Annotated in this window: 24 protein-coding genes; 1 reads left to right on the forward strand and 23 read right to left on the reverse strand. The window is 48.2% G+C overall.

All coding sequences use genetic code 11. The features are described 5' to 3' along the window. Window positions 1-60: 60 nt before the first annotated feature. The 14 genes from QOX44_RS01635 to QOX44_RS01700 form a co-directional block, all read right to left on the reverse strand. Window positions 61-435, reverse strand: a complete 375-nt coding sequence (locus QOX44_RS01635; RefSeq protein ID WP_283680909.1) for a biotin/lipoyl-containing protein — start codon at window positions 433-435, stop codon at window positions 61-63. Between the two features lie 18 nt (window positions 436-453). Next, on the reverse strand, window positions 454-1,290 hold the full coding sequence (locus QOX44_RS01640) for an OadG family protein (RefSeq protein WP_283680910.1): 837 nt from the start codon (window positions 1,288-1,290) through the stop codon (window positions 454-456). A gap of 14 nt (window positions 1,291-1,304) precedes the next feature. Further along, window positions 1,305-2,741 (reverse strand): acyl-CoA carboxylase subunit beta, encoded by a 1,437-nt coding sequence (locus QOX44_RS01645; RefSeq protein ID WP_283680911.1) that lies wholly within the window; start codon window positions 2,739-2,741, stop codon window positions 1,305-1,307. A gap of 117 nt (window positions 2,742-2,858) precedes the next feature. Continuing rightward, entirely contained in the window at window positions 2,859-4,064 is a 1,206-nt protein-coding gene (locus QOX44_RS01650) for a D-alanyl-D-alanine carboxypeptidase family protein (protein ID WP_283680912.1), read from the reverse strand. Window positions 4,065-4,175: 111 nt separating this feature from the next. Further along, window positions 4,176-4,751 (reverse strand): SMC-Scp complex subunit ScpB, encoded by a 576-nt coding sequence (gene scpB, locus QOX44_RS01655; RefSeq protein WP_283680913.1) that lies wholly within the window; start codon window positions 4,749-4,751, stop codon window positions 4,176-4,178. Window positions 4,752-4,792: 41 nt separating this feature from the next. Then, the gene (locus QOX44_RS01660; RefSeq protein WP_283680914.1) at window positions 4,793-5,575 is read right to left on the reverse strand and encodes a segregation and condensation protein A; all 783 of its coding nucleotides are present in this window, start codon (window positions 5,573-5,575) and stop codon (window positions 4,793-4,795) included. Between the two features lie 18 nt (window positions 5,576-5,593). Next, complete coding sequence (locus QOX44_RS01665; RefSeq protein ID WP_283680915.1) at window positions 5,594-6,397, reverse strand: metallophosphoesterase; 804 nt, start codon at window positions 6,395-6,397, stop codon at window positions 5,594-5,596. 192 nt (window positions 6,398-6,589) lie between these two features. Then, a complete protein-coding gene (locus QOX44_RS01670; protein WP_283680916.1) occupies window positions 6,590-7,846 on the reverse strand; it encodes a D-alanyl-D-alanine carboxypeptidase family protein in 1,257 nt (418 codons plus the stop codon). An 80-nt stretch (window positions 7,847-7,926) separates the two neighbouring features. Then, entirely contained in the window at window positions 7,927-9,462 is a 1,536-nt protein-coding gene (gene cls / locus QOX44_RS01675; protein WP_283680917.1) for a cardiolipin synthase, read from the reverse strand. Between the two features lie 103 nt (window positions 9,463-9,565). After that, window positions 9,566-9,742, reverse strand: a complete 177-nt coding sequence (rpsU, locus tag QOX44_RS01680) for a 30S ribosomal protein S21 (RefSeq protein WP_006864570.1) — start codon at window positions 9,740-9,742, stop codon at window positions 9,566-9,568. Between the two features lie 145 nt (window positions 9,743-9,887). After that, window positions 9,888-12,527 (reverse strand): alanine--tRNA ligase, encoded by a 2,640-nt coding sequence (alaS, locus tag QOX44_RS01685; RefSeq protein WP_283680920.1) that lies wholly within the window; start codon window positions 12,525-12,527, stop codon window positions 9,888-9,890. A gap of 36 nt (window positions 12,528-12,563) precedes the next feature. Further along, the gene (locus QOX44_RS01690; protein ID WP_283680921.1) at window positions 12,564-12,713 is read right to left on the reverse strand and encodes a hypothetical protein; all 150 of its coding nucleotides are present in this window, start codon (window positions 12,711-12,713) and stop codon (window positions 12,564-12,566) included. Window positions 12,714-12,851: 138 nt separating this feature from the next. Then, window positions 12,852-13,331, reverse strand: coding sequence for a ribonuclease HI (gene rnhA, locus QOX44_RS01695; RefSeq protein ID WP_283680922.1), 480 nt, complete (start codon window positions 13,329-13,331; stop codon window positions 12,852-12,854). A gap of 13 nt (window positions 13,332-13,344) precedes the next feature. Continuing rightward, a complete protein-coding gene (locus tag QOX44_RS01700; protein ID WP_283680923.1) occupies window positions 13,345-13,815 on the reverse strand; it encodes a precorrin-2 dehydrogenase/sirohydrochlorin ferrochelatase family protein in 471 nt (156 codons plus the stop codon). A 151-nt stretch (window positions 13,816-13,966) separates the two neighbouring features. On the opposite strand from QOX44_RS01700, the gene QOX44_RS01705 reads away from it, so the two are divergent. Next, window positions 13,967-15,001, forward strand: a complete 1,035-nt coding sequence (locus tag QOX44_RS01705; RefSeq protein WP_283680924.1) for a 3-deoxy-7-phosphoheptulonate synthase — start codon at window positions 13,967-13,969, stop codon at window positions 14,999-15,001. On the opposite strand, the gene QOX44_RS01710 is transcribed toward QOX44_RS01705, so the two are convergent. The 9 genes from QOX44_RS01710 to QOX44_RS01750 all read right to left on the reverse strand — a co-directional run bounded on the left by QOX44_RS01710 (window position 14,992) and on the right by QOX44_RS01750 (window position 26,498). Beyond that, window positions 14,992-16,023, reverse strand: a complete 1,032-nt coding sequence (locus tag QOX44_RS01710) for a galactose ABC transporter substrate-binding protein (RefSeq protein WP_283680925.1) — start codon at window positions 16,021-16,023, stop codon at window positions 14,992-14,994. The two genes, QOX44_RS01705 and QOX44_RS01710, sit on opposite strands and share 10 nt — an antisense overlap. 8 nt (window positions 16,024-16,031) lie before the next feature. After that, complete coding sequence (locus QOX44_RS01715) at window positions 16,032-17,009, reverse strand: sugar ABC transporter substrate-binding protein (RefSeq protein ID WP_283680926.1); 978 nt, start codon at window positions 17,007-17,009, stop codon at window positions 16,032-16,034. Beyond that, a complete protein-coding gene (locus QOX44_RS01720) occupies window positions 16,999-18,870 on the reverse strand; it encodes a sensor histidine kinase (protein ID WP_283681019.1) in 1,872 nt (623 codons plus the stop codon). The genes QOX44_RS01715 and QOX44_RS01720 overlap by 11 nt, the downstream gene beginning before the upstream one ends. Further along, the gene (locus tag QOX44_RS01725) at window positions 18,851-20,491 is read right to left on the reverse strand and encodes a response regulator transcription factor (protein ID WP_283680927.1); all 1,641 of its coding nucleotides are present in this window, start codon (window positions 20,489-20,491) and stop codon (window positions 18,851-18,853) included. The genes QOX44_RS01720 and QOX44_RS01725 overlap by 20 nt, the downstream gene beginning before the upstream one ends. 165 nt (window positions 20,492-20,656) lie before the next feature. Beyond that, a complete protein-coding gene (locus tag QOX44_RS01730; RefSeq protein WP_283680928.1) occupies window positions 20,657-21,337 on the reverse strand; it encodes an L-fuculose-phosphate aldolase in 681 nt (226 codons plus the stop codon). Between the two features lie 11 nt (window positions 21,338-21,348). Beyond that, the gene (locus QOX44_RS01735; protein WP_331488283.1) at window positions 21,349-22,386 is read right to left on the reverse strand and encodes a s-methyl-5-thioribose-1-phosphate isomerase; all 1,038 of its coding nucleotides are present in this window, start codon (window positions 22,384-22,386) and stop codon (window positions 21,349-21,351) included. Beyond that, on the reverse strand, window positions 22,387-23,544 hold the full coding sequence (locus QOX44_RS01740; protein ID WP_283680929.1) for an iron-containing alcohol dehydrogenase: 1,158 nt from the start codon (window positions 23,542-23,544) through the stop codon (window positions 22,387-22,389). It lies immediately after the preceding gene. 76 nt (window positions 23,545-23,620) lie between these two features. Then, the gene (locus tag QOX44_RS01745) at window positions 23,621-25,024 is read right to left on the reverse strand and encodes a YfcC family protein (RefSeq protein WP_283680930.1); all 1,404 of its coding nucleotides are present in this window, start codon (window positions 25,022-25,024) and stop codon (window positions 23,621-23,623) included. Window positions 25,025-25,082: 58 nt separating this feature from the next. Continuing rightward, window positions 25,083-26,498, reverse strand: coding sequence for a YfcC family protein (locus QOX44_RS01750; RefSeq protein ID WP_283680931.1), 1,416 nt, complete (start codon window positions 26,496-26,498; stop codon window positions 25,083-25,085). Window positions 26,499-26,503 lie beyond the last annotated feature (5 nt).

Raw genomic sequence — 26,503 nt, forward strand, 5'->3', positions numbered from 1 at the left:
TCTTTACCTCCCAGTTCAAATTCTCAGACAATGTCTGTTGCGTTCAGGCTTCTCCCGCTCTTAGTTCAGAGTAGCGAGAACGTCGCCTGATTCGATTGCCTGACCTGCTGTTACATCGATGCTTGCTACCGTACCATCCTGCGGAGCAACAACCGGGATCTCCATCTTCATTGCCTCAAGTACTACGATCGGATCACCTGCTTTTACAGCCTGTCCAACACTTGCCTCAACCTTGTATACCTTGCCCGGTACGGAAGCTGCTACCTTGACTGATCCTGCGCCGCCTGCTGCCGGAGCTGCCTTCGGAGCCGGTGCTGCTTTTGGCGCTGCCTTCGGTGCTGCCTTCGGAGCCGGTGCCGGTGCTCCTGTGCCTGTTCCTTCTTCTACTGTTACATCGTATACATTGCCATTTACTGTGATTGTATATGTTTTCATGAATATGTCCTCCTGTACTTAGGCTCTGTGCCAGTTTCTTTTATTTGCTTTTTTAATGGAACGAACGACAAATCCGTCTGTTGATGTCTGTTCGGAAGCTGCGATCGCCGCTGTGATAACTGCGACAAGCTCAAGATCATCTGTCAGATCCTCTTCCTCTGCAACCGGAGCCGGTGCTGCTGGTGCCGGTGCTGCTGCCGGCGTCGGCTCACTCTTCTTTGTCCGCTTCTCGATCATATCCGGGATGATATGGAGCTGTCCGATCAGCCAGCTTAAGAAAAGCAGTGTTAAAAATACAATGCCAAGTCCCATAACCGTATTCAGGCCTGCCTGCTGCATTTTCACTGCCATCGGGTATTCGATATCCCAGTTCATGGTAGCTGTCTGCTGTTCCGGATTGACTGTGTATTTTACCGTTACTGTTGTGTTGTCATCCACCTTCTCATATTTTACATGTCCGGTGATCTCCGTTCCCTCTGCATTGAGCGTTGCATCTGTGACTTCCACAAACGCACCAAGCTCTTCTTTTACGGATTTCCAGTTGCCTGCAACTGCCTGGCTCGTTATATCATCGCTCTCAATGAGCTGTTCGATCTCGTTGTCTGTCCAGGAAGAAATCTGAGCAAGCTGTGATTCGAGAAGCCCTTTGGCCATATCCTCCGGAGTCGCAGGAGCTTCTGTCTGTGTCCCCTGCTCTGACTGCGCTGCCTCTGTGCCTGCTTCTGTCGCTGCAGTCTCTGCCTCTGTCACCTGCTCTGTTGCCGCAGTCTCCGTCTCCTCCGCATATACGCCCATGGAAAGAGCTGACACTGTAAGCCCCACAGCAAGTAATACTGCGCTTAATCTACGTTTCATGTGATTCACCTCGCTTAAACTGTTCCGTGCTTTTTGGACGGGCGATCATCTCTCTTTGTGAATAACATCTCGAATGCACCGATCACATATTTTCTTGTGTCTTCTGCCTCGATGATATTATCTACATAGCCTCTTCTGGCTGCTGCTGCTGCGCTTGACTGAAGGGCTGCATACTCTGCCGCCTTCTCATTGATAACCTTCGCGTCTGCATCTGCATACATGATCTTTGCCGCAAGCTGCGCATCCATCATGCCGATCTGTGCCTGACTCCATGCAAATGTCATATCAGCACCGATCGCCTTGCTGTTCATTGCAACGTATGCGCTGCCGAACGCCTTTCCGATGATCACGTTTACCTTCGGAACTGTCGCATTTGCGAAAGCGTATGTAAGCTTTGCCACAGCCTTTGCGATCTTTTTCTCAGAACACTTGGAAGCCTTAAAGCCTGTCACATTCGTCAGAGTCAGTACCGGGATCTCAAACGCATCACAGAATGTAACGAACTGTGCCGCCTTCTCTGCTCCTCTTGCGCTTAATACACTTTCGAAAGACTCCTTCAGTGCGCCTTCCTCATCATAGATCTCTGTGCGGTTTGCAACTACGCCGACGGTCGTTCCGTTCAGACGGATGAAGCCTGTCACCATATCCGGTGCATAAGCAGCCTTTACCTCGACGAAATTATTGTCATCAGCGATATTGGAAATGAGGATGGACGTATCTCCCGCTGCATTTGCAAGATCTGCGCATACACGGTTAAGATCATCTGTGCACTCCTCATAGGACATATCATCTTCGTTGTTGGCCGGAAGCATTGTCACAAGTTCACGGATGCCTGCAAGGATCTCATCCTCTGTGCCAACGAAATCAACCAGACCTGCCTCTTCACTCTGGAAAGCTGCTGCTGCAGTATTGCACTTCTCTTTTGTGTTTCCATCAAGTGCATTCGGGGAGTTTACAAAAAGCTCTGCCTTCTTGCCTTCCATAAATGTGAAATCTGTCAGCGCCGGTACAAGTGCCAGACCGCCGCCGCATGTCCCGAATACTGCGGAAATCTGCGGAATAACGCCGGATGCCAGTGTCTGCTTCATATAGATCTCGCCAAATGCATTCAGTGCATCTGTAGCCTCCTGAAGTCTAAGGCCTGCGCAGTCAAGAAGTCCGATCACCGGAGCTCCCATTTTCATCGCCATATCGTAAAGACCTGCGATCTTTTTCGCATGCATCTCACCAATGGTTCCGCCAAGTACAGACGCATCCTGGCTGTACACATAAACCAGATTGCCATCAATCACACCGTAACCTGTGATCACGCCATCACCCGGTGTCTCCGTCTGCTGCATGTTGAAATCAGTACTTCTGGCAGTAACGTATCCGCCGATCTCAACAAAACTGTTCTCATCAAGCAAAGAAGCGATTCTTTTGCCTGCTAAGCTTTGTGCTGTATTACTCATTCTTCAGCCCTCCATTGTTATATTAATAATGTAAACCAATTTCTGCCGAGTCTATAGTAGCGTGTTTGGCAGAAAATTGCAAGTCTTTTCGCCATATTTTTCAAGAAGACAGCTACATTATCCGGTATAGAGAAACAAAATTCTGTGTATCAGTTCCCGCAGGCAGGAAGTGTAATTCCAGACCGGCACAACCTCCCTCGCAACGACCGGATACTGCGCATATACAGTACCGCCGACCAGGTAGCTGACACGCCCTACCTCCTGCCCCTTCTGCACCGGCGCCTGCAGATTTTCCGCCAGCTTCGTGCGCACCTCAACCTGCTCCCCGGGCTGCATCAAAACGGTCGTATTACTCACTTTTCCTGTTGTCCCTGCGTAATCAACAGCAGTGGCAACAGATGGCACGCTTCCTCCCGAAACGCAGATATCAGCCGTCTTTTGCGGCTGTTCCACAAGTAAGCGTTTCTCAAAATTTTCAAATCCATACTTTACCAGCTTTTTGGTATCCACCCATTTATAGCCTTTATTATTCGGCCATCCGCATGCCAGCAAAGAGACGATCAGAAGCCGTCCATCGCGCTGTGCTGCACCAATATAACAGTAGCCTGCCTTCCCGGTAAATCCGGTCTTTCCGGATACTGCCTCTTTCAGGATCGTAAGCAGCGCGTTGTGATTTGTGCAGGAATAGTTCCTGCTTCCCGCTACATTTGTAAAGGTGTGGGAAGCTGCCCGTGTGATCTTTAAGAACAGCCCGGAGCATTCGGACTGTCTCAGACAGTAACGCATGACCAGGGCAAGCTCTTCTGCCGTCGTATGATGCTCCCCGCGCGCATCCTGTGCATCCAGTCCGTTCGGAGTGATATAGTATGTATTTTCACAGCCGATCTGCGCGGCCTTCTGGTTCATCCGATCTGCAAATCCCTGGACGCTTCCGCCTACGGCCTCTGCAATACACACAGCCGTATCATTATGTGACTCCAGCATCAGAGAATACAGCAGATCCTCCAGATAAAAGGTATCTCCTTTTATCATCCCAAGCTTTACCTTCGGCTGCGCTGCTGCATTTTCTGAAACGGTGCAGATCATATCCAGCTCCGCCTGCTCCAGCGCTACGATACATGTCATGATCTTTGTTGTGCTTGCCATAGGCATAGGAGTATCTTCCCCCCGCCCATAAAGAATACGCCCGCTGTCTCCATCCATCAGGACGGCACTGCGGGCGTATAGCTCCATCTCCTCATACGCCGCCGCTGTCTGCGGCACATACAGGAGGATAAAAAAACAACTGATCCAGGTCACGCACTGCTTCCATCTGTCTTTCATACAAAAGGCCCTCCGCCACCAGCTCTTAGCATATGTATGCGCCAGCTGACCGCTGTATGACTGATGCAGCTCCTGTGCCTGTCTGGATACCTGCCGGGATATTCCCGGTATTCAGACCTCCAGATCCAGCTTCATTTGTACTTCTTCTTCAGCCTCTGCTTTAAAGTCCTCTATCTGAACCGGATTCAGAGTAGGAAGATCTTCCAGGGAATGTACTCCGAAATGGCGCAGGAATTCCTCTGTTGTGCCAAACAGGAGCGGTCTGCCCGGCGCATCCAGTCTCCCAAGCTCTGTGACCAGGTTGTATTCGACCAGCTTATTTACTGCATGGTCGCACTTTACCCCACGGATCTTTTCTATCTCAAGCTTTGTGATCGGCTGCTTATACGCAATGATCGACAGAGTCTCCATCACAACGTCGCTCAACGCGATCTTACGCGGCTGCTTTGCCACACGGATCAGATACTCATACAGCTCTGTTTTCGTACAAAGCTGATACGCATCCTCCAATTCCAGGATCTGTATCCCCCGCTCCTGCGCCTGATAGCGCTTCATCATCCCTGTAATGATCTCTTTTACTGTACCTGTATCCAGTTCGACTGCTTTTGCGATCTTTTCCAGCTCAACAGATCCGCCCATCGCAAAAAGAATCGCTTCGATCGCCGCTTCTGTCTTTTTTGTGTCCACTCGTATTTCTCCTCAATCCTTTGAACGCATCCTAAAAACGCTCAGTCATAATCTCCGGACAGCTCTCCAAGCTCTCCTTCCTTTCCGGTAAACCGTATCTGAATATCTGCAAAGGTCTCCGGCTGCTCGACCTCTACCTGTCCCTCCTTCATCAGCTGCAAAAGCGTCAGAAAAGTGACGATCTTATACATCTTTCCTCTGCGAAGCCGCAGAATCTCGCCGAACATACAGCTTCCGCGCTCCATAATATAGGAGCTCACAAAATGCATCGTCTCACTTAAGTCAAATTCTTCTTTTTTTACGTTCCCAAACCGGCTTCTGATCGGATCTACACGATCCTCCTGCCTGCGAAGAATATCCTGAAAGGTGGCGTACAGTTTCTGAAGCGTCACATTTCCCAGAAGCGCATCAATATCAACGGGTTCGCGATATGCTTTCACCTCATCTGGTATCGTCGGCTCCTTGAACATCCGAAAAGAAGCGTCCTCCTGCCGGTCGCGCAGCTCATACGACATATACTTGTACATTTTGTATTCCAGAAGCTTCTGCACAAGCTCCTCCCTCGGATCGATCTCCTCTCCTTCCTCCGTCACCTCCGGCGGAAGCAGCATCCTTGATTTAATATCCAGAAGCGTTGCCGCCATCACAAGGAATTCGCTCATGATATCGAGATCCTCATTTGGAATATCCTTGATGTATTCCATGTACTGTTCTGTGATCTCCACGATCGGAATGTCGTAAATATTTACTTTATTTTTTTCGATCAAATGCAGCAGAAGATCGAGCGGTCCCTCAAACGCCTGCAGTTTTACCGGTATTCCCATCTGATATCTTTATTCCTTTCAGACAAAATCGATCACCACAAGCTGCGGCGGATTGTTGATGCGCAGCGGTATCGTATGACTTCCCAGACCGCCGCTGACGATCAGCCGCTTCCCGTCTGTGATCTCATACATGCCGCGGTCATAACGCGGAAAAGGCCGAAGCTGCGGACTGATCAGGCCACCCAGATACGGCACCCGGACAAGTCCTCCGTGCAGATGCCCGGAAAGCGCCAGATCCGCTCCCCATGCCGCATATATCTTCGCATATACCGGATGGTGGGCAAGCAGAATATTGTATGCCGACGCATCCGGCTCTCCGATCAGATCGGTTATCTGCATCCTCGTAAGCTGCGGCATCTTTCCCTTGTAAAAATATTCCCCCGGAAGCTCCAGTCCCCAGATCGCAAGCGGAAATCTGCCGATCTGGACGCGCTCGCACCCATTTTCGATCAGGTGGACTCCAAAGCTTCTGATCTTGTCCGCATACCGCTCATACGCATCTGCATATCGTTCTGTATTGATCTTCATACGATGCTCATGATTTCCGTTTGCATAAAAGACCGGATATTTCCTTGTGAGCTCATCCATCAGCTCCAGTGCCGCGTCCATCTCCACCGCATCCTTTGCTGCTGTCAGCATGTCTCCTGCAATGAGCACAAGGGATGGATCCGCGCTGCGGATCGCCGCCAAAAGTCTGCAATTATGGTCGCCGTAGCTTGCATTATGCAGATCACTTAGAAAAACAGCCGAAAACGGCTGCTGTATATTGTGCTGACCCTTCTCTGCCTTTATCCGGTATCGCGCTACTTTAAACTCCGGCATCGTACTCACCCGTCCTTTCTCAGGTCATACCGCACAGCTGGTACTGTGCGGCACAAACCGCTTCACACTGCACAGCGATTCCCGCAGCCTGGATACGCTCCGGGAATCCTGATCATTTTTCTATTATATCATATTTCTGCTTCTGTGCCAACGGTGCCATATCCCCGCTTTTGTCTCCATCTCCCGCCGGCTTTATATCGTCCAAAGCCTCCACATTTCCTGCACCCAGTCAAAATAGTCTGCCCGTTCTACTCCTTCTGCGGTCACGATCGCTACCCGGCCGATCTCCTTATCGCCAAGCGTATAGACAAGCTCGCCTACTTTTGCTCCCTTTTCAAGAGGGGCTGCGACATCCTCCTGCCACTTTTGCTGCTTCCTGATCTGAGAAAAATCCTCATTTTCCGTGCTCAGGTAGGAAAAGGTATCCTGATATTCCACCCGCACCATCTGGTTGAGCGCTCCCCGGACCTCGATATCCGGCAGCTTCTCCATTTCATCATCGTGGTACATCGTACATCTGGAGAATCCATAATTAAGCAGCTGCGCCGCTTCGGCAAAACGGATCTTGGAATCAGGCGCAGTCATCACTGTCCCGATCAGCCGGATCCCGTCGCGCCGCGCAGTTGCACTGAGACAAAATTTTGCGCGGCTCGTGCTTCCCGTTTTCAGCCCGTCGCATCCGCTGTATGCGCGCAGCAGCTTATTGGTATTGGAAAGAGTAAATACACTGCTGCCTTTTGCCGTCACGTGTGTAATATCCTCCATCCATATATCAGAGTACTCCACTACCTGCGGATAATTCAGCAAAAGCTCCCGGGACATCAAAGCCACGTCCCGCGCCGATGTATAGTGCTCCTGGGAATCTGTCAGTCCGCAGCAGTCTACGAAATGTGTATTTTTCATCCCAAGCTGCGCAGCTTTTTCATTCATTCGGGCGACAAAGGCCTCCTCGCTGCCCGCGATCTGCTCTGCCATCGCCACCGACGCATCATTTCCTGACGCGATCAGAATACATTTAAGCAGCGTATCAACCGTCTGGACCTCTCCTTCCTCCAGAAATACCTGTGAACCACCCATAGACTTTGCGTGCGCACTGGTCATCACTTCCTGATCCCAGGTAAGTTTCCCCTGCTCAAGCGCCTCAAAAGTCAGTAATACGGTCATGATCTTTGTCACGCTCGCCGGATGCAGCTTCGCATCCGCGTCCTTTTCGAACAGTACCTTGCCCGTCGACACCTCCATCACAAGCGCATGCGGAGTCTGCAGCGATGCTGCCAGAGCCGCCGCCTCATCCGTCCTGTGTCTCTGTCCGGATACCTCCTGATCCTCATTTGGCGAAACCGGTGCATACTGCGCCTCCTCCATTGGAACGTACGATGCCGCCTCCGCCGGAAATACGCTCATCGCCGCCATCAGTCCTGCCAGCCATACTGCTGCCGTTCTTTTCATAATCATCACCTGCCATGTCCTTACTTAACTATATTAGCGATCATGAAAAATATGACGGCTTATGCCAGGAAGCGTCCGTATTACAGCAGTGGAGCAAACAGGCGCAAAATACTCTGCCACAGTCTGGTCCAGCCGCTTTTGTTCATGCAGTCCAGCGCGCTGATCTCCCGGCACTGCTCCAGGATATCAAGTGCATCCTCCTTTATCTGCATGACAGCGTCTGTCTGATACATCCATACGCCGCACTCAAAATGCAGATACAGGCTGCGGTAATCAAGATTGATCGTCCCGACTGTCGCAATGCAGTCGTCACACACAAAGGATTTTGCGTGGAGAAAGCCCGGCTTGTACTCAAATACCCGCACCCCTGATGCGATCAGCTTGTCATAATAGGATCTCGTAAGCAGAAAAACAAGCTTTTTATCCGGTATGCCCGGGGTGACGATCCGAACATCCACTCCACTTTTTGCCGCCAGGCACAGGGCAGTCGTCATCTCATTATCTGTGATCAGATACGGCGTAAAAATATATACATATTTTTTGGCGCGGTTGATAATATTCAGATAAACAGACTCCCCGACTGTCTCATGGTCAAGCGGAGTGTCGCCATACGGCTGTACAAAGCCGTCGCTCTCAAAGGGCTGCTCGTGCCACTCATGCGGACGGTATTTTCCATAGTCCGGTGATTCATTGGCCAGCACGCTCCACATCTGAAGAAACATAACGGTAAAGCTCCAGACTGCCTCTCCGCGCAGCATGACTCCCGTATCCTTCCAGTAGCCGAAGCGCTCCCTGCGGTTAATATACTCGTCTGCCAGGTTCACGCCTCCCGTAAATCCAATATACCCGTCAATGACCGTGATCTTGCGGTGGTCACGATTATTCAGAAGAACCGAGGCGATCGGCAGCAGCGGGTTAAATACCTCGCACCGGATCCCTCTGCTCTGGAGCGACATCCGAAACTCCTGCGGCATTGTGCTCGCGCATCCCCAGTCATCATAGATCAGACGCACATCCAGACCGAGACGCGCCTTCTCCTCCAGAATGTCCAGGATCCCCTGCCACATCTCTCCGTCGTCAATAATAAAATACTCCATAAAAATATAGTGCTCTGCTTTTTTCAGCTCATGGAGCAGACGGCTGTACAGCTCCTGACCGACACGGAAATACTGCGTCTTTGTATTCTGATAGACCGGAAAGCCTGCTGTATTATACAGATAATCTGTCTGACACGCTACCGTGCGGCTCTCCTCCTCCAGCTTGCTGCTTACTGCCTCGTCCTGTACCAGATACTGCGATGCCTCGTGCATCGCCCCGTCCAGCCTGCGCTGCAGCTCCTTGCCGAGTCTCGACTTTCCAAACAGCAGATAGATGACAGCTCCCGCGATCGGCAGAGCCAGGATCAGTATCGTCCATGCCAGCTTATATGCCGGATTAATATCCTTGCTGACAATCCACAAAATGGCGATCGTACTGAACAGCTCGATCAAAAGTCCTACCAGCGGAAAATGGTTCCGCAGGACAAGCACGAGAAGGATCACCCACAGTACCTGAAACAGCACTGCCAGTACAACGGATATAATTCTTCCCAGCAGACGCTTTGATGTTTTTTTCATCTTCTGTCCTCCCTTCCTTTTCATAGCGGATATCCCTGCAACGAGATCATCTCACCGGATGAAAAAATCCCTGACCATCTCTGACCAGGGATTTTACTGCACATTAATTGAATTTACGCTTGCGAGCTGCCTCAGACTTTTTCTTACGTCTTACGCTCGGCTTCTCGTAATGTTCTCTTTTACGAATCTCCTGCTGGATACCAGCCTTTGCGCAGTTTCTTTTGAAACGGCGTAAAGCGCTGTCCAAAGTTTCGTTTTCTTTTACGATTACATTTGACATTGTCTCACACCTAACCTCCCTCCAGTTGTAGATTGTGCATAATACAACTGTCTGGGTATTTTTATTGCACTAATACGTAGTATACCATATTTTCGATTTTCGTCAACTATTTTTCCGTATTTTACCGCAAAAAGATGTTATTTTTTTATGCGAGCTGTGAAGCAAGGACTTCTTTTGCCTTTTCAAGGGCTGCCTCCACACCGGAAGGATCCTTTCCACCTGCCTGAGCCATGTTCGGTCGTCCACCGCCGCCGCCGCCGACAAGCGCTGCGATACCCTTGATCAGATTTCCTGCATGAGCCCCCTGTTTCATCGCTCCGTCTGTTGCCGCTGCCATCAGATTGACCTTTCCATCATTTACTGAAGCCAGAAGCACCACGCCCTCTCCAAGCTTTTCTCTCAGCTGATCGCCAAGCTCTCTCAGGCCGTTCATGTCAACGCCCGCAAGCTTTGCCGCAAGCAGCTTCACGCCAGAGATCTCGCACACCTGATCCATCACATTTCCGAGCGCATCCTTAGCCAGCTTGCTCTTCAGGGACTCGTTCTCACTGTGTGCATTTTTAAGCTCTGCCTGCAAAGAAGCGATCTTCTCAAGCAGTTTTGCCGGCGTAGTCTTAAGGAGAGCCGCAGCCTCATGAAGTTCCTTCTCTGCCGCTTTATAATATGCGAATACCCCGTCGCCTGTCAGCGCCTCGATACGGCGCACTCCTGCCGCGATACCAGCCTCGGAAACGATCTTGAAGGTAGCGATCTGAGAGGTGTTGCCGACATGCGTGCCTCCGCACAGCTCCTTTGAGAAATCTCCCATGGATACCACGCGCACCTCATCGCCGTATTTCTCGCCAAAGAGCGCCATCGCCCCCGTCTTTTTTGCGTCCTCAATACTCATAATATCCGTGCGCACAGGAAGGGCCGCTGCGATCTCCTGATTTACAAGCTCTTCCACCTTCGCAAGCTCCTCCGGCGTCATTGCCTGGAAATGTGCAAAGTCAAAACGCAGTCTGTCCGGCGTCACCAGAGAACCCTTCTGCTCTACATGTGAGCCGAGCACCGTCTTCAAAGCTTTCTGCAGCAGATGGGTCGCACTGTGGTTCTTGCAGGTATTCTTTCTGCATGTCTCGTCTACCGTAAGCGTCACCGTATCTCCTGTCTTGATCATGCCCTCTGCCATATAGCCGACATGACCGTACTTTCCTCCGAGCAGATGGATCGTATCTTCTACGATAAAGCTTCCGGATGCGCAGGAGATCACACCGGTATCTCCGTTCTGTCCGCCCATAGTCGCATAAAACGGCGTCTGCTGTGTGATCACAGTACCGTGCACACCCTCAGTAAGCGCTTCTGTAAGCTCTGTCTGCGTCGTAAGCACAGTGATCACAGACTCTGCGCGCAGAGCGTCGTAGCCGACAAACTCTGTTGTCACAGACGCATCGATCTGATCGTATACTGTCGCGTCCGCGCCCATATAGTTCGTTGTGCCGCGCGCCTTGCGGGCCATCTGGCGCTGCTCCTCCATACATGCCCCGAAGCCTTCCTCATCGATCGTATAGCCTTTTTCCTCCAGGATCTCCTTTGTCAGATCGAGCGGAAAGCCGTACGTATCATAAAGGACAAACGCATCTTTGCCGGAGAGCATCTTTGTCCCGCATTTTTCCAGCTCGCTTTCCATATCAGCGAGGATGTTCAGACCCTGGTCAATCGTATGGCTGAACTTCTCCTCCTCCTGAGAAAGCACCTTAAAGATGAACTCCTTTTTCTCCTCAAGCTCAGGATAGCCGTCCTTTGATCCCTCGATCACAGTCTCGGAAAGTCTGGAGAGGAAACTGCTCTCAATACCAAGCATCCGTCCGTGGCGGGCCGCCCGGCGGATCAGACGGCGGAGTACATAGCCGCGTCCCTCATTCGTCGGCATGATGCCGTCAGAGATCATAAATGTCGCAGAACGGATATGATCCACGATCAGACGGATCGACACATCCTTTTTCTCATCTGCCTTATACTGTGTATGCGCAAACTCACAGACTCTGTCACGCAGCGCCTGCATCGTATCCACGTCGAAAATAGAATCCACATCCTGTACGACCGCAGCGAGACGTTCCAGTCCCATACCTGTATCAATGTTTTTCTGCTGCAGGGTCTCATAGTTCCCCTTGCCGTCATTCTCAAACTGTGTAAATACGTTATTCCATACCTCAATATAGCGGTCACAGTCACAGCCTACCGTACAGCCCTCTTTGCCGCATCCGTACTTTTCTCCGCGGTCATAGTAGATTTCCGAGCACGGACCGCACGGACCTGCGCCATGCTCCCAGAAGTTATCCTCCTTGCCAAAGCGGAAAATACGCTCTGCCGGGATCCCGATCTGCTCATGCCAGATGTTCCATGCCTCGTCATCCTCGACATACACCGACGGATAGAGACGCTGCGGATCAAGCCCCACTACCTCAGTCAAAAATTCCCAGGACCATGCGATCGCTTCTTTTTTGAAATAGTCACCGAAGGAAAAATTACCGAGCATCTCAAAAAATGTGCCGTGGCGGGCAGTCTTTCCCACATTCTCAATATCGCCGGTACGGATACACTTCTGACACGTAGCGACTCTGCGCTTCGGCGGGATCTCCGCGCCTGTAAAGTACGGCTTCAGCGGCGCCATACCCGCATTGATCAAAAGCAGGCTGTTGTCATTGTGCGGCACCAGCGAAAAGCTGTTCATCACCAGATGATCCTTACTCCTAAAAAAGTCGAGAAACATTTTTCTCAGCTCGTTCACTCCGTATTTTTTCACAATAATTCCTCCAACATTTTTTCTTGATATAAACTCTTATTTGTCTTTTGATGAAAGCTCAGAAGCTTTTTTTGCATCTTTTCTGTCACGCAGCTTCTTTCCGCAGAAAATCGCTGCAAGAGAAACCCCGATCAAAGCGATCAGTTTTACCAGTTCCAAAATAAATTCACTAATAATTGCCGACATTCTCTTCCTTCCTTTCTCTGCGCCGCTGCCGCCATACCTGATGGCTTCTGGCTTTTTCGCCTGAAAAATATGATAGCACAGCATCCGGCTCTTTTCAACTGTTTCATCGGATCTGTTTTGCGCTTCTTTTATTTTGTATCAGACCTGCCGTATCACATCCTCGATCAGATCCGTTCCGTCTGCTGCCGATGTCGCCAGAGCGTCGCACCGCTCATTTTCCGGATGACCGTCATGTCCCTTCACCCATATAAAACGGATCTCATGCGGCTTTGCGGCGGCAAGCAGCCTCTGCCACAGATCCACATTTTTGACCGGCTCATTTTTCCCGCGCTTCCAGCCTCTGCGGATCCAGCCATCGATCCAGTGCCTGTTGAACGCATCGGTCAGATATTTCGAATCCGAATACAGCTCTACTTCGCACGGCCGGTTGAGCGCTTCCAGCCCAACGATCGCCGCCATCAGCTCCATGCGGTTATTTGTCGTCTTTTTGTAGCCCTGAGAAAACTCTCTCTCGTGCAGCGTCCCCGCAGTGTCGACGTACTGCAGCACTGCACCATAGCCTCCCGGTCCCTCCGGGTTTCCTCTTGCCGCTCCGTCTGTAAAAATCTTTACCAGCATCTGCCTCTCTCCTTTATTCTTCCTGCGCAAGCAGCGCCTGTATCTTGTCTGTGACTTCACGCGCTTTTTTGTGCTCACGCCCGCTCGTACTGATGCCTACCACAAAATTTTCATCTGTGACAATCCCCGGAAAATAGAAATCACACTTCGTCTTGTCTGCGCAGACATTCACAGGGATGCCAAGACATTTGCATACAGAATAGATTTCCTGATTGATTTTATTATCGTTGGTAGCCGCGATCACAAGCGCCGCATCATAAAGGTCCTCGCGCTCGCAATGCTTCTTCAGGATCGTAAGCTTTCCTCTGGCCTCCATCTCCTTTAGCTCCTGGTTTACCTCCGGTGCGACCACCACAAGCCGGTCCGTAAACTCCGCCAGTGCGCGGATGCGGCGCTTTGCGATCGTCCCCGCTCCCGCAACGACTACCTTTTTATCTGTAAGATCCACAAACATCGGAAAATAATGTTTTCTTTTTTCACTCATATCCTATGCCTCTTTCTCTTGATTCAATCTTTCCTACTATATCATATAAGACAGAAAATGAAAACCCAAAAAATATATCGACAATTCTCTGGCACTGTACTATAATAAATCAGGATGACAGAAAACAATATAGATAAAGTGAGGCTGACCAATGGCTATTAATTTCGTAAAAAAACTGCCGATCCCGGCAGAAGTAAAAAAACAATATCCGCTTTCTGAAAAAGTGGTCCGGATCAAGCAGGAGCGGGACGCTCAGATCCGTGATGTCTTTACCGGAAAATCAGATAAATTCCTCCTGATCATCGGACCCTGCTCCGCTGACAATGTGGAGTCCGTCATGGATTACATGCACCGTCTCTGCCGTGTGCAGGATAAGGTGGGCGACCGGATCATCCTGATCCCGCGCATCTACACCAACAAGCCCCGCACGACCGGCGAAGGCTACAAAGGGCTGATGCATCAGCCTGACCCTGAAAAAAAACCGGACGTATTTGCCGGTATCGTAGCTATGCGCAAGCTGCACGCAATGGCAATCGAGGAAACCGGTCTTACCGCTGCGGACGAGATGCTTTACCCGGAAAACTGGCGTTACCTTGACGATCTCCTCTCCTATGTCGCGATCGGTGCCCGCTCTGTCGAGGATCAGCACCACCGGATGACTGTCAGCGGCATGGACGTACCTGCCGGTATGAAGAACCCGACAAGCGGAGATTTTTCCGTTATGCTCAATTCCGTTGTAGCAGCGCAGGCAAAGCACAACTTTATCTACCGCGGGTGGGATGTCAATACGGACGGAAACCCCCTTGCCCATGTCGTGCTGCGCGGCGCTACCAATAAGCACGGAAATACGATCCCGAATTACCACTACGAGGATCTTCAGCTCCTGCTTGAGATGTATGAAAAGCGGAATTTGAAAAACCCTGCCGCTATCATTGACACGAACCATTCCAATTCCGGCAAGCGTTTTCTGGAGCAGATCCGCATCTCTATGGAGATCCTGCACAGCAGGAACTACAACCCCGGCATCAAAAAGCTGGTAAAGGGGCTGATGATCGAAAGCTACATAGAGGACGGCTGCCAGAAAATCGGTGACGGCGAGCTCATCTATGGAAAGTCCATCACAGACCCCTGCCTTGGCTGGGAAAAATCAGAGGCTCTGATCTACGACATCTATCGTCAGTGCTGATACTCTTCTATATTATCTGCCGTTACCTTGGCGTACGGCAGATAAATACAGCGCTCCTTTTCAAAGGACAGCTCCTGCATCCCTTCTCCGCAGACAAGCGCAACCGCAAGACGCGCCATCGCTCCTGCCTGCCCTTCTTTATCATTATATACTGTGCCGGCAAGCCTTCCGTCCGCTACTGCGCGCAGCCCCTCCCGCGTCCCGTCTATACCGAAAAATACAGGAAGCGTAGACTCTGTATAATTCAGCTTTTCATACGCGTCAACTGCTCCCAGCGCCATATCGTCATTGTTTGCAAGTACCAGCTCTATATCATTACGATACTGCCCGATCATCTGCGTCATACGGTTCTGTGCCTGCGCACGGTTCCAATTCGCGATCGCGTAACTGAGTTTTTCCAGCCCGATCCCTTTATCCTTTAGTGTATCTACCGCTTTTTCTGTGCGGATGATCGCATCCTGATGGCCAGTCTCTCCCTCCAGCACGACATACTGTATTTTCCCGTCGTGGTTCCGGTCGATCTGACTGTTCGCGAGGATCGCATCCGCCGCCAGCTCTCCCTGCATCACTCCGGATTGCTGGGCGTCTGCCCCCACATAATACAGATCGCTCCACTGCATCAGATCCTCCGCCACCGGCTCGCGGTTGAAAAATATGATCGGCACCTCTCTCTCCCGCGCCAGCTCAATGATCTCAGACGGATTCGTCCGGTCTGCCAGGTTCACACACAGCACATTGCAGCCCGCGTCAAGAAGCTCTCTGACCTGATCGTCCTGCGTCCGCTGTGACCCTGCCGCATCCTTTTGCATCACTGTAGCACTTAGCTCCTGTGTCTCCATACCGGAAAGCTGCTCTTTAAAGCTTGCGAGCAGCTCACTTAAAAACGTATCGCTCTGATTATAGCATGCCACTCCGACCTGAACCGTCATCAGCGGACTGTCCTGCTGTTTTTCACAGCCGCACAGGACCTGCATACATGCGAATGTCAGTATTCCAAGCTCCAGCACTGTCTTTTTCTTCATATTCTCCCTCACTGGTTCATTGTAAAAATGATTTCCTGATTTTCTTTTGAAAACAGATTTTCTCTTCTCAGTACCGTATAGGATACCGTCCGATCCTGCATTTCATAGGAGAAAAAACGCTCCATTTTCCGAACTGCCTCCATCAGGCTCTGATATCCGACATGGAACTCATCCGGAACGATCAGACACTCCATCTTACCTGCATCCAGGTAATAGACTGCCTCTGTCGAGCAGCCGATCCCGTAGACAAGCGCTCCATGCAGGTTGTTTGCCAAAGCCTCCTGCCCCGCCATCATTGCGCTGCTATTGTCCATCGCCGCCACAAAATCTACCGGAGCCTGCTGCTGCAGTACGTTCTTGCCCAGAGAGGACCCAAAGCCTGTGACGGACCACAGGATCTTTCCCCCGTATCCCTCTATCGCCTCGCGAAATCCCCTCTCTCTGTCCGCGGCTGCCTGAGACTCGGCTGCTTCTGAGACGATCCCGATCATCTTCCCGTCGAGATTTTCCCTGTAGTCAGACAGCAGCTCCAAAGCCAGCTGCCTGCCGATCTCGTAATTGTCCGGCCCGACAAAGGGCAGTCCATAGACAGCCTCCGAACCGGAAGGGAGCGGACCTGCCAGCACGACCGGCGTCTTTTTTGCCAGTGCCTCCAGCACTGCCTCTGTCTCCTCCCCCAGGACAGGCTGTATGATCAGCGCATCTGCCCCCAGGTTCAGCTGTGCCTGTGCCAGCTCTCCCAGCTGTGAGGCACTTAGCCGGTGCTCTGTACTGGCCACAAAAACCTCGACTCCCTGGTCTGCCGCCGCCATTCTCAATCCATATTTAAATGCAGCCCATCTGCTGTCATCCGAATCCTGTATGATCACAGAGATCTTGTCCAGCTGCGTGCTGTTCTTTTCCCGGAACATGACAAATGCGACGATCACGATCATAAAAGCCAGCACTGCCTCTGTCAGGATAAACTCTTTTCTGCTATTCTTCATATCCGTTTTCCTTTGCCTGATGAATGATCTCTTCCCGGTCAAACATATGCCCCTGCTCCAGAAGCTTTCGGTTCTCTTCTGTATACGGAACTGCCGGCATACAGATATAGACCGTCGTCCCCACATCCGGCTCACTCTCAATGCGCAGGCCATATTCCTTTCCAAACAGGATCTGTATCCTGTTATTTACATTTAAGAGGCCCACACCGGAGCCCTGCTTATGCACCCGGGTGCTGTCGGTCAGAAGAAGCTTCGCTTCCTCCTCCGGAATACCGATCCCATTGTCCCGAACCGCCAGGACCACTTCCCCGTCTGCGAGCCGTCCCCGGATCTCTATCTCGCCGTCTCCATCCATATCTCTCACCCCATAATTGATCGCATTTTCCAGGATCGGCTGCAGAATCAGCTTTACCGTACAGCAGGCTTCTGCCGCCGGATCCACATCAAAGGTGACGATAAAGGAATTGCGGCAGCGGATTTTCTGGATATTCATATAGCTGCGCGCATGCTGCAGCTCATCCTTTACACTGATCACCGTGCGTCCTTTCGAAAGACTGATCCGGAAAAATTTTGCAAGCTGGGACAGCATATACGCCGCCTCATCATTGCGCTGCGCCTCGATCATCCATATGATCGAATCAAGCGCATTGTATAAAAAGTGCGGATTAATCTGACTTTGAAGCGCATCCAGCTCGCTTTTGCGTCTCTCATTCTGCTCCCAGACGATTTTTTTCATCAGACCCTCGATCTTTTCATAGGAGTTCTGAATCGAATAGCCAAGATGGCGTATCTCCTGCGAGCCTCCGATATAGATCTGCGGTTTTTTTCCTGCTTCATACTCTGTAACGGAGTGGTTCAGCTTCAGGATCGGTCTGGAAATACGCGTGGATACAATGCGGTTTACGACTACAAGCATCATTGCCATCATCAGGATCAGGATAACAATAAAATATCTGATATCCGCCATACCGTGCGTGAACATGGAATACGGGATCACGCCCACCAGCTTCCAGCCCGTGTAGCTGATCGTATTCACAAGCACTTTCCTGCGCTCCCCTTCAAATACCTCCTCGTACACGCCGTCTTTATAAGAAGCCGCCGCCAGGTTGTTTTCTCTGCGCAGTCCGTCACTGATCGGGATCTGCTGCTGATGATATATGATCTCCCCATCGCCGTCACACAGATAAAAATACTGCCCGTTATTTAAGGTATTGATCCGGTTGAGCATTCGCGAGATCGCAGAGTAATCCATATCTACCAGTAAAACTCCCGGCTGCGAATCGCCGCCCACAGTCAGTTCCACTGCCCTGCTCAAAGAAATCACCCAATTGTACCGAAAGGTTCCGTCATCAAAAAGGTTCTGGATATGCGGCGTAGAAAAATGCATATTTTCCATCTCATCCATTGCCTGCCTGTACCAGTCCTGTTTCGTCACATCAGGATCTTCCTTCTGAGATGCCACTGGCTCTGCAGCCAGAAGACTTCCGTATTCATTATAAACAGCAATGCTCTGCAGCTTTTCCTTATGCGCTTCATACAAAAGGTTCAGACCTCTTTGAAAGCTCCTTTCCTGGCTGGAAAAATCACTCTCTTTGATGACATTGTAATATGCGGCGTCCGATATCTGCCTCATGCTGTTCAGATAATCCTCCAGGCTCTCCCGCGTCTGCTCCATCAGCTTCTGCGTACTCTGCACGATCTCCTGTCTGGAAAGTGCGGAAAACCTGACATACAGCGCGACCCCGAAGATCAGCATAATAGAAATAGAGATCACCGAAAATGCAAGCATGATCGTAGACTGTATCCCCCGGTGCCGCAGCTTTTCCAAATATCTGAAATACCTATCCCTCACTTTTTTCATGCTCCGTTCTGTATTTGGATGGAGATACCCCATAGCGCCGCTTAAATACATAGCTGAAATAATTCGGATCCGCATATCCGACCCTCTTCGCTATAATATAGCTCTTCTCATTCGTCTCAAGCAGCATCCTTGCCGCCTGCTCCATCCGATAATCCGTCAGATAACCAATAAATGAATTTCCCGTCTCTTTCTTAAAAATAGTGGAAAAATATGAATTTGATACACCAAGCGATTCGCATACATGATCCAGAGAAATCTCTTCATCTGCATAATTGCCGCGCACGTACTCTTTTGCCTTTTGTACAAAAGACTTCGTAGACTGGCTGCGCTCGTTGATCATCAGCTCCCGCATAGACAGACATACACCGCACAGCCATTTTCGCAGCGCCTCCGGCTCCAGATCCAGCAGCCGGCTGCACAGCTTTCCCATATCACCGGAAAATGCTGCAACCGTCAGCTCATTATTTTCCGCAAACCGATACAGCGCGCTGACCAGCTCAAGCACATCAATATGGTGCTGCTGCAGCGACTGCTGCGGAAACAGCGTATGCCCCAGATACTGCTCAACCGCTTCCTTTACCTCCTGGGCAGTCCCAAGACGCACCGCCTTAAACAGCTTTGCCAGATCCGCCTCATTCGCTCCTCCTGCGCCGCTGTTCCCGCGCGGAGCGATCTCCGCTATATTGATCGCTCTCGTAGCTCCATAAATCCCGCGGTAAGAAACAGCCTCCCTGGCACCGCTGTATGACTGAGAGAGTTCTAAAAGCTCCCTGCACGCTCTGCCCACTCCAATCGTGACGACAGCGCCTATGATACGCAGCGCATACCGGCAAAACCGGTCGCACTCATCCGTAAGATCCGCAACCTCGCCCTCATTTTTAAGCTGTGCCAGCAGTACCGTGTTTCCCAGATAAGAAAAGCATTTTGCACGCCACTTCTCTCCGATCCGCTCCATCACCTGTTTCTGTACAGATGCAGTAAGCAATACCGGATTCATTCCCTCCGGAAGCTGTCCAGATGATGTATGGACTACAAGGCAGCAGAAAAATGGACCGGAAAAGGAAATCTGGTAATCCGAAAGATATTTTTCCAGATCCTCCTCCCGTATGAGCCCTTCCACCAAAGTAGAATAAAAATTCGCCTGCAGCAGCGGCAGAGAATCAAGGTAATACTTTTTCAGGCTTTCTGCATTTCGCTTTTCACTGATCTCCTGATCCAGCTTGATCTTCATTTGCGTAAATACATTCGTAAGCTCCACAGAATTGACCGGCTTTAAAATATACTCCTCCACCTCCAGATGCACAGCTTCCTTTGCATATTCGAATTCATCAAAACCGGTAAAAAGCAGGATCTTGGTCGCAGGATATTCTGTCTTGATCCTGTTTGACAGCTCCATCCCGTCCATATACGGCATACGGATATCCGTCATCACCACATCCGGCTGAAACTCCTCTACCATTTCAAATGCTTTTACTCCGTTGTTCGCATAGCCGATCACAGAAAAGCCAAGCCCCTCCCAGTTAATCTTTTTCATAATCGCCTCGATCACTTCTACCTCATCATCCACCAAAAGTACGGTATATCTATATGTTTCTGTCATTTCCTTGCATCTATCTCCCATAATTTCCTGCGGCGCATGACGCACGCCGCATAATTAGTTCTATTATATAAAAATACGGGAAAAATTGCAATTAATGGATAAATTATTCAAAAGCTCTTCCCGTCACACAACAAAGACTCTACCTGCATTTATATATTGCAGACAGAGCCTTTTCTAAATAATATTTCAATAGCCGCCGTTATTCTTATCTGGTGTCTTCACTTGACCATATGATTGAAAGTGAAGCATAACATCTTCCATTTCCTTTTCTGTCAGAATTACCCCTTTATTCTCACTTGTACATTCACACATCCACTGCATTTCTGCACAAAATTCACAACTTACAGCTAAATTAAAAGCTTTTGTAAGACTTACTCCACATGTTACAAGTCCATGATTTGCAAGTAATACTGCACGACTATCTCCCATAGCTTTTTCCACTTGTTCCGCCAGTTCATGCGTACCAAAAGTTGCATATTCTGCACAAGGCACCTCCGTTACTCCTGTTGATGCAAGTACATAATGAATTGCTTTCAGCGGTTCACGCATACATGCAAGTGCTGTGCAGTATTTTGAGTGTGTATGTACAACCCCGCGTGCCTCTGGTTTGATCTTATAGATAACAGAATGCAGCTCGTGTTCACTGGACGGTTTTCTATTCCCATCTATAATCATACCATCCAAAGTCATTACTACGATATCCTCTGGTTTCGTTTCAAAATAACCAATGCCAGAAGGACTGATCGCCATATAGCCTGTCCTTTCATCATACACACTAATATTTCCTGCTGTTCCTTTCGCCAATCCTGCTGAACTCATCTGCTTCCCGTATTCTACAATTTGCTTTCTTGCTTCTTCCATTAACATAATCTATTCTCCTAATCTTGAAAATATCGTTTTATATCATAAGGCGCATAAATTCCTTTGTTTGTAACAATTCCATCACACAGGTACGGTGGAGTTATATCAAATGCCGGATACCATCCTTTTATACCCTCTTTGGTTGTACGTATCCCCATCGCTTCAAGCACCTGTTTCTCATCTCTATACTCTATCTTGACAGAATCTATCGTTGGATGTTTTGCATCTGGAGCTCCTGTTACAAAATATGGTATCCCATAATGTTTACAAACAATTGCCAACTGTAAAGTTCCTATTTTGTTAACAATATGTCCATCGCAGGATATAGCATCTGCTGCTGATGTAAATACATCCACCATGCCATTCTGCATTGCAAATGCAGGCATATTATCTGTGATTACAGTCACATCAAATCCCTGATCATAAGCTACACTCGCTGTCAACCTCGCGCCCTGAAAATAAGGTCTTGTTTCCGCACAGATAACTTTCATATCTTTGCTGCGCTTTTTCATTTCCTTAAGCATAAATCCTACAATTGTCTCGCCAAAGCATTGGGTCAAGACAGCTCCTTTATCTGGAAACATATCGACCAGATATTCTGCCGTTTTACTTATTCTGATATATTTATTGTTTACCTCTTCGACCGAATGTTCAAAAATAGCCTGATCCACAGCCACCCCCTGTGAGAGTGCTCTTTTTGCAGTAGCAATACATTTTTCTGTAATTGCCGCCATTCTGACAGCAGTCGTTGACCGAGCGTTAGATAATGTACGGGAAGCATTCTTTAAATATTCTATCTGCTCACCTTCCCTTAAGTTTCTGCACTCCCACGCTGCCAGCGCCATCCCCATACCAGCAGCCAAATAGGGACCTGCTGACTGTGTTACCATATCCTTAATCGCTTGTGCTACTTCCTGGTGTGTATAGCAAGTAACAAATTCTACTTTTAAAGGATAAATCCTTCGATCTAAAATCTTTACACTCCCGTTTTCATACCACGCTACATTCTCATACTGCAACATAAATGCAAGATTTTTATCAACTCTTTCTATCATTTAACTTCTCATCACCTTTTTAAAAAGTTTAATTATTTCTTCCTTTTCAGGAATGTGGGGTGCTGTCAAAATGCATCCATCCTCAAGTGCCCGCTCTGCAAGATGCGAAAGATCTTCTTCCTTGACTCCAAAATCATCGAGCCACACTTTTGTTCCGACTTTTTCTGATAATTTATCAACCAACTCCACTGCATAAAAAGCACATTCTTCACTATTCTTTCCAATACACTTATCTGCGTCAAGTATACGTGCAATCTCTGCAAATCTTTCTGGACAATAATTAAGATCATAGTCCATAACAACTGGAAGAAGAATAGCATTGCATAAACCATGAGCAAGATGATATTCTGCACCAAGCTGATGCGCCATTGCATGGACAAGCCCCAACCCTGAACTTCCAAAGCTCAAACCGGCAAGATACTGACCTAATGACATTTTCTCCCGCGCAATCTTGTTATGTGGTTCTTGTACCACCAGTTCCAAATTATCATATATTAATTTTATTGCATCCTTCGCAAGTAAATCTGTGAGTGCAAATCTTCCTGTAGAAATATATCCTTCTATTGCATGTGTAAGTGCATCCATTCCAGTTTGCGCAGTGATAGAAGCAGGAAGATTCATCATCAACTGCACATCATTCACTGCAATATCCGGCATTGCATAGTCATCTTTAAAAATCAACTTGCGTTTTTCTTTTTCATCGCTAATTAAAAATGCTCTGGACACTTCACTTCCTGTTCCTGCTGTCGTATTTACCGCAATCAGATATTTTCCTTTTTCTTTTGCCTTGTTTCCTCCCACATAATCTCTAAGTTCTCCACCATTTGCTTCCAGAATACAGATTGCTTTTGCACAGTCATTAGCAGATCCACCACCCACTGCCACAATCCCGTCACACTCATTATCTTTCATTAATTTTACACCCGCGCTAACATTCTCAAGTGTGGGATTCGACATCACTCCATCAAACACAACACTTTCAGCTCCACCATCCATAAGAGCTGTTTGGACAGGTTTTAAGAGCCCTAGTTTACGGATAGAAGCATCTGTAACAATCAAAACCTTTTTTATCGTGTTTCTTTTCAGGAATGGTGCAAGATCCGCCAATGCTCCGTACCCAAATAAACTCATTCCTGCTGCTGCAAATTTTTCTGCCATGTTTATTCATTCCTTTCTAATGTATAATAATCAATTGTCTTTCTCCATTTACGCTAAATCTCTTTTCTCATACCTGTCAAAACGGCCCCCAATTAATTTTTACTGCAACCAAAAGAAAGAACCATGTCACCAGATACATTGCAATCACAACTTTGAATACAAATTTCACCCATTTACCATATGGAACTCTGGCCATTCCCAGCATAGCCATCATAGATCCCATCGTAGGATAAATCAGATCCATAACACCAGCTCCAATCTGAAAAGCCAAAATACTGGTCTGATCCGTCATGCCAATTAATTGTCCTACAGGAAACATAATAGGCATACTTGCCGCAGCCTGCCCACTCCCTGATGGAATAACAAAATTAATAATTCCATGGATCAATGACATCAGTATCGCTCCAACTGTCGGTCCAAAGTCTGCCAAAGGATCTGAAATTGTTTTAATGATTGTATCCATCACATGACCATTTTCCATCACTACCTGTATCGTCCGACCAAGGCCAACCAGCATTGCTGCACCAAACATAGCACCTGCCGTTTTCATAAATGTTTCCAATGCTATATTTATATCCAATTTGGCAACAATCACTACAGCAATCGCCGTTATCACAAATGCGGCAGACATTTCATCCAAATACCACCCTAGCCAAGTAGGACCAATAATTAAAAACGCAAATAGAATTAAAAATACGCCCAAAACCCTTTTATCTGTTTTACTTAATTTATACTCTGATATGTCCCTGCTCAGTCCGAGGCCTTTTGTACTAATCCCTTTTGTATAACTATAATCTGCATTTTTCTTTACTTTTTTTGCATAAGAGAGTACAAGAAAAGCTGAAACTACAGTAGTCACTCCCCATATCACCGTACGCAGACCAATTCCTGAAAAAAGCGGAAGACCGGAAATAGAATCTGCCGTTCCAATCACGGATGCATTAATCGGCCCCATGGAAAATCCGACTCCCCCTCCGACAATTACCATTGCCACCCCAGTCAAAAGATCATAACCTAATCCAAGCGCAATAGATACAGCTACCAGCGTAAAAGGAATCTGTATTTCAGGTCCAATAATTACCCCTAAACAGGAAAACAAACAGGTAATAACAAAAATTAGGGTATTGCTGGAAATATGTGCCTTCTGTGTCTTTTTAATCATAATACCGATCGCATTTTCAAGTGCTCCCGTAGAATTAATTAAACCAAATGTGCCAGAGGAGAGCAGAATCATAAAAATAATCTGAGCCGATCCTTGTAACCCTTTCGGTATAGATACAAAAATATCAAATAGATTTACCGGGTTTTTATCCACTTCATGATACGTGCCATTTTCAATTAGCATTCTTCCACCAGACTCTACCCTGTTAAATTCTCCCGCCGGTACCACCCAGGTCAGAAGTGCAGCAAAAAGTATCATGCCAAACAAAATAATATACGTATTAGGAATTTTTAAATACCATTTCTTTTTTTGTTTCATAAAATCCCCCATTTATATAACTGGGTGCCCGTATCAAGCTCGGACACCCTTTCAGTTTTTAAAAAGGCCCAAGATTGATTTGTACTGCAATCAAAATAAATATGATTGACAGCACAACTGTCGCCAAAAACAGCTTCAAAGAAAATTTTAGCCATTTTGCAAATGGTACCTTTGCAAGCCCGCACATAGCAATCATTGCGCCAATTGTTGGATAAATGATATTAGGAAGCGCTGCCCCAAGCTGCATACACAACACAGCTGTCTGCTGTGTAAGTCCAAGCACAGTTGCCAATGGTGCAAAAATCGGCATAACAGTAACAGACAATGCACTTCCTGATGGAATGAAAAAGTGGATAATCATAGTAGCAATAAACATCCCTACTGCCGAAAGTGCCGGTGGAAGATCTGCAAGCGGAGCAGAAAGTGCATTTACAATTGTATCCATAATTTTTCCATTATCAAGAATCACCTGGATTCCTCTTGCAATTGCAAGAATTAACGCAACACTCGCGGTATTTTTAAATCCTTCAAGAAAACCATCTACAATTTCATTTACCTTTAGTCCATAAACCAATCCCGCTACTATGCCTGCGATAATAAAAAGAGCACTCATCTCATCCAGATACCACCCAAACTGACTAGAGCCAACAACAATTCCAACAAACAAAAACAGTATCACCAAAAGAACCCATATCTGTCGTCTGTTAATTTTATATTCCGACACATCTTTTGAAAATCCCAGTCCTGTTGTGTCAATACCTTTTACATAGGATTTTGAAGAATCTTTTTTTACTCTTGTCGCATAGATACTGATTACAATGCACACTATCACCGTATATACAAACCACATTATTGTGCGAAAATCAAAAGCAGAAAACAGCGGAAGTCCTACAATAGAATGAGCCGTTCCCAAAAGCGAAGCGTTGACTGGAGCCGTCGCAAATGCTGTATATCCCGCACCCATAATCATAGCAAGACCTACTACTATATCATATCCAAGCCCCAATGCGATTGCCACCGAGATTGTAGTAAACGGAATCTGTATCTCAGGTCCTGCTATCATCCCCAAAGCTGCAAACAAAAAACAGATAATCCATATTACTACAATACTGGGCATCCTTCCTTTTCTCACACGATTCAGTAGTACACCTACTCCTGCTTCCAGTGCTCCCGTACGGTTGATTACAGTAAATGCACCTGTCGAAAACATAATAATTGCAATAATACTCACCGCACCAGCAAATCCCTGCGGTATCGCTTTAAATACATCAAATATCCCCGCCGGCTGAGACTCTATTGTGTGGTAAGAATTCGGAACAACAACTAGCTTATTTACACCCTCAACCGCTTCCCTTATGTATTCTCCAGCAGGAAGAATCCATGTCAGAATTGCTGCCAAACAAACTAAAACAAACAAAATAATGTACGTATTTGGTATTCTCTGATACCATTTCTTTTTTACTGTATCCCCCATCTTTT

It is taken from the genome of Parablautia sp. Marseille-Q6255, assembly GCF_951230155.1.
Classification (GTDB): Bacteria; Bacillota; Clostridia; order Lachnospirales; family Lachnospiraceae; genus Choladousia.

Bases quoted from the DNA above. Each gene is read 5' to 3' on its own strand.
- QOX44_RS01640 (WP_283680910.1), bottom strand. From the start codon at position 1,290: ATGAAACGTAGATTAAGCGCAGTATTACTTGCTGTGGGGCTTACAGTG.
- QOX44_RS01745 (WP_283680930.1), bottom strand. From the start codon at position 25,024: ATGAAACAAAAAAAGAAATGGTATTTAAAAATTCCTAATACGTATATT.
- rpsU (WP_006864570.1), bottom strand. From the start codon at position 9,742: ATGTCAAATGTAATCGTAAAAGAAAACGAAACTTTGGACAGCGCTTTA.
- QOX44_RS01635 (WP_283680909.1), bottom strand. From the start codon at position 435: ATGAAAACATATACAATCACAGTAAATGGCAATGTATACGATGTAACA.
- QOX44_RS01710 (WP_283680925.1), bottom strand. From the start codon at position 16,023: ATGAAGAAAAAGACAGTGCTGGAGCTTGGAATACTGACATTCGCATGT.
- rnhA (WP_283680922.1), bottom strand. From the start codon at position 13,331: ATGCTGGTAAAGATTTTTACAGACGGAGCGGCAAGAGGAAACCCGGAG.
- QOX44_RS01735 (WP_331488283.1), bottom strand. From the start codon at position 22,386: ATGATAGAAAGAGTTGATAAAAATCTTGCATTTATGTTGCAGTATGAG.
- QOX44_RS01665 (WP_283680915.1), bottom strand. From the start codon at position 6,397: ATGCCGGAGTTTAAAGTAGCGCGATACCGGATAAAGGCAGAGAAGGGT.
- QOX44_RS01690 (WP_283680921.1), bottom strand. From the start codon at position 12,713: ATGTCGGCAATTATTAGTGAATTTATTTTGGAACTGGTAAAACTGATC.
- QOX44_RS01650 (WP_283680912.1), bottom strand. From the start codon at position 4,064: ATGAAAGACAGATGGAAGCAGTGCGTGACCTGGATCAGTTGTTTTTTT.
- cls (WP_283680917.1), bottom strand. From the start codon at position 9,462: ATGAAAAAAACATCAAAGCGTCTGCTGGGAAGAATTATATCCGTTGTA.
- QOX44_RS01740 (WP_283680929.1), bottom strand. From the start codon at position 23,544: ATGGCAGAAAAATTTGCAGCAGCAGGAATGAGTTTATTTGGGTACGGA.
- QOX44_RS01720 (WP_283681019.1), bottom strand. From the start codon at position 18,870: ATGAAAAAAGTGAGGGATAGGTATTTCAGATATTTGGAAAAGCTGCGG.
- QOX44_RS01670 (WP_283680916.1), bottom strand. From the start codon at position 7,846: ATGAAAAGAACGGCAGCAGTATGGCTGGCAGGACTGATGGCGGCGATG.
- QOX44_RS01715 (WP_283680926.1), bottom strand. From the start codon at position 17,009: ATGAAGAATAGCAGAAAAGAGTTTATCCTGACAGAGGCAGTGCTGGCT.
- QOX44_RS01750 (WP_283680931.1), bottom strand. From the start codon at position 26,498: ATGGGGGATACAGTAAAAAAGAAATGGTATCAGAGAATACCAAATACG.
- QOX44_RS01660 (WP_283680914.1), bottom strand. From the start codon at position 5,575: ATGGGAATACCGGTAAAACTGCAGGCGTTTGAGGGACCGCTCGATCTT.
- QOX44_RS01645 (WP_283680911.1), bottom strand. From the start codon at position 2,741: ATGAGTAATACAGCACAAAGCTTAGCAGGCAAAAGAATCGCTTCTTTG.
- QOX44_RS01705 (WP_283680924.1), top strand. From the start codon at position 13,967: ATGGCTATTAATTTCGTAAAAAAACTGCCGATCCCGGCAGAAGTAAAA.
- QOX44_RS01725 (WP_283680927.1), bottom strand. From the start codon at position 20,491: ATGGGAGATAGATGCAAGGAAATGACAGAAACATATAGATATACCGTA.
- QOX44_RS01700 (WP_283680923.1), bottom strand. From the start codon at position 13,815: ATGAGTGAAAAAAGAAAACATTATTTTCCGATGTTTGTGGATCTTACA.
- QOX44_RS01730 (WP_283680928.1), bottom strand. From the start codon at position 21,337: ATGTTAATGGAAGAAGCAAGAAAGCAAATTGTAGAATACGGGAAGCAG.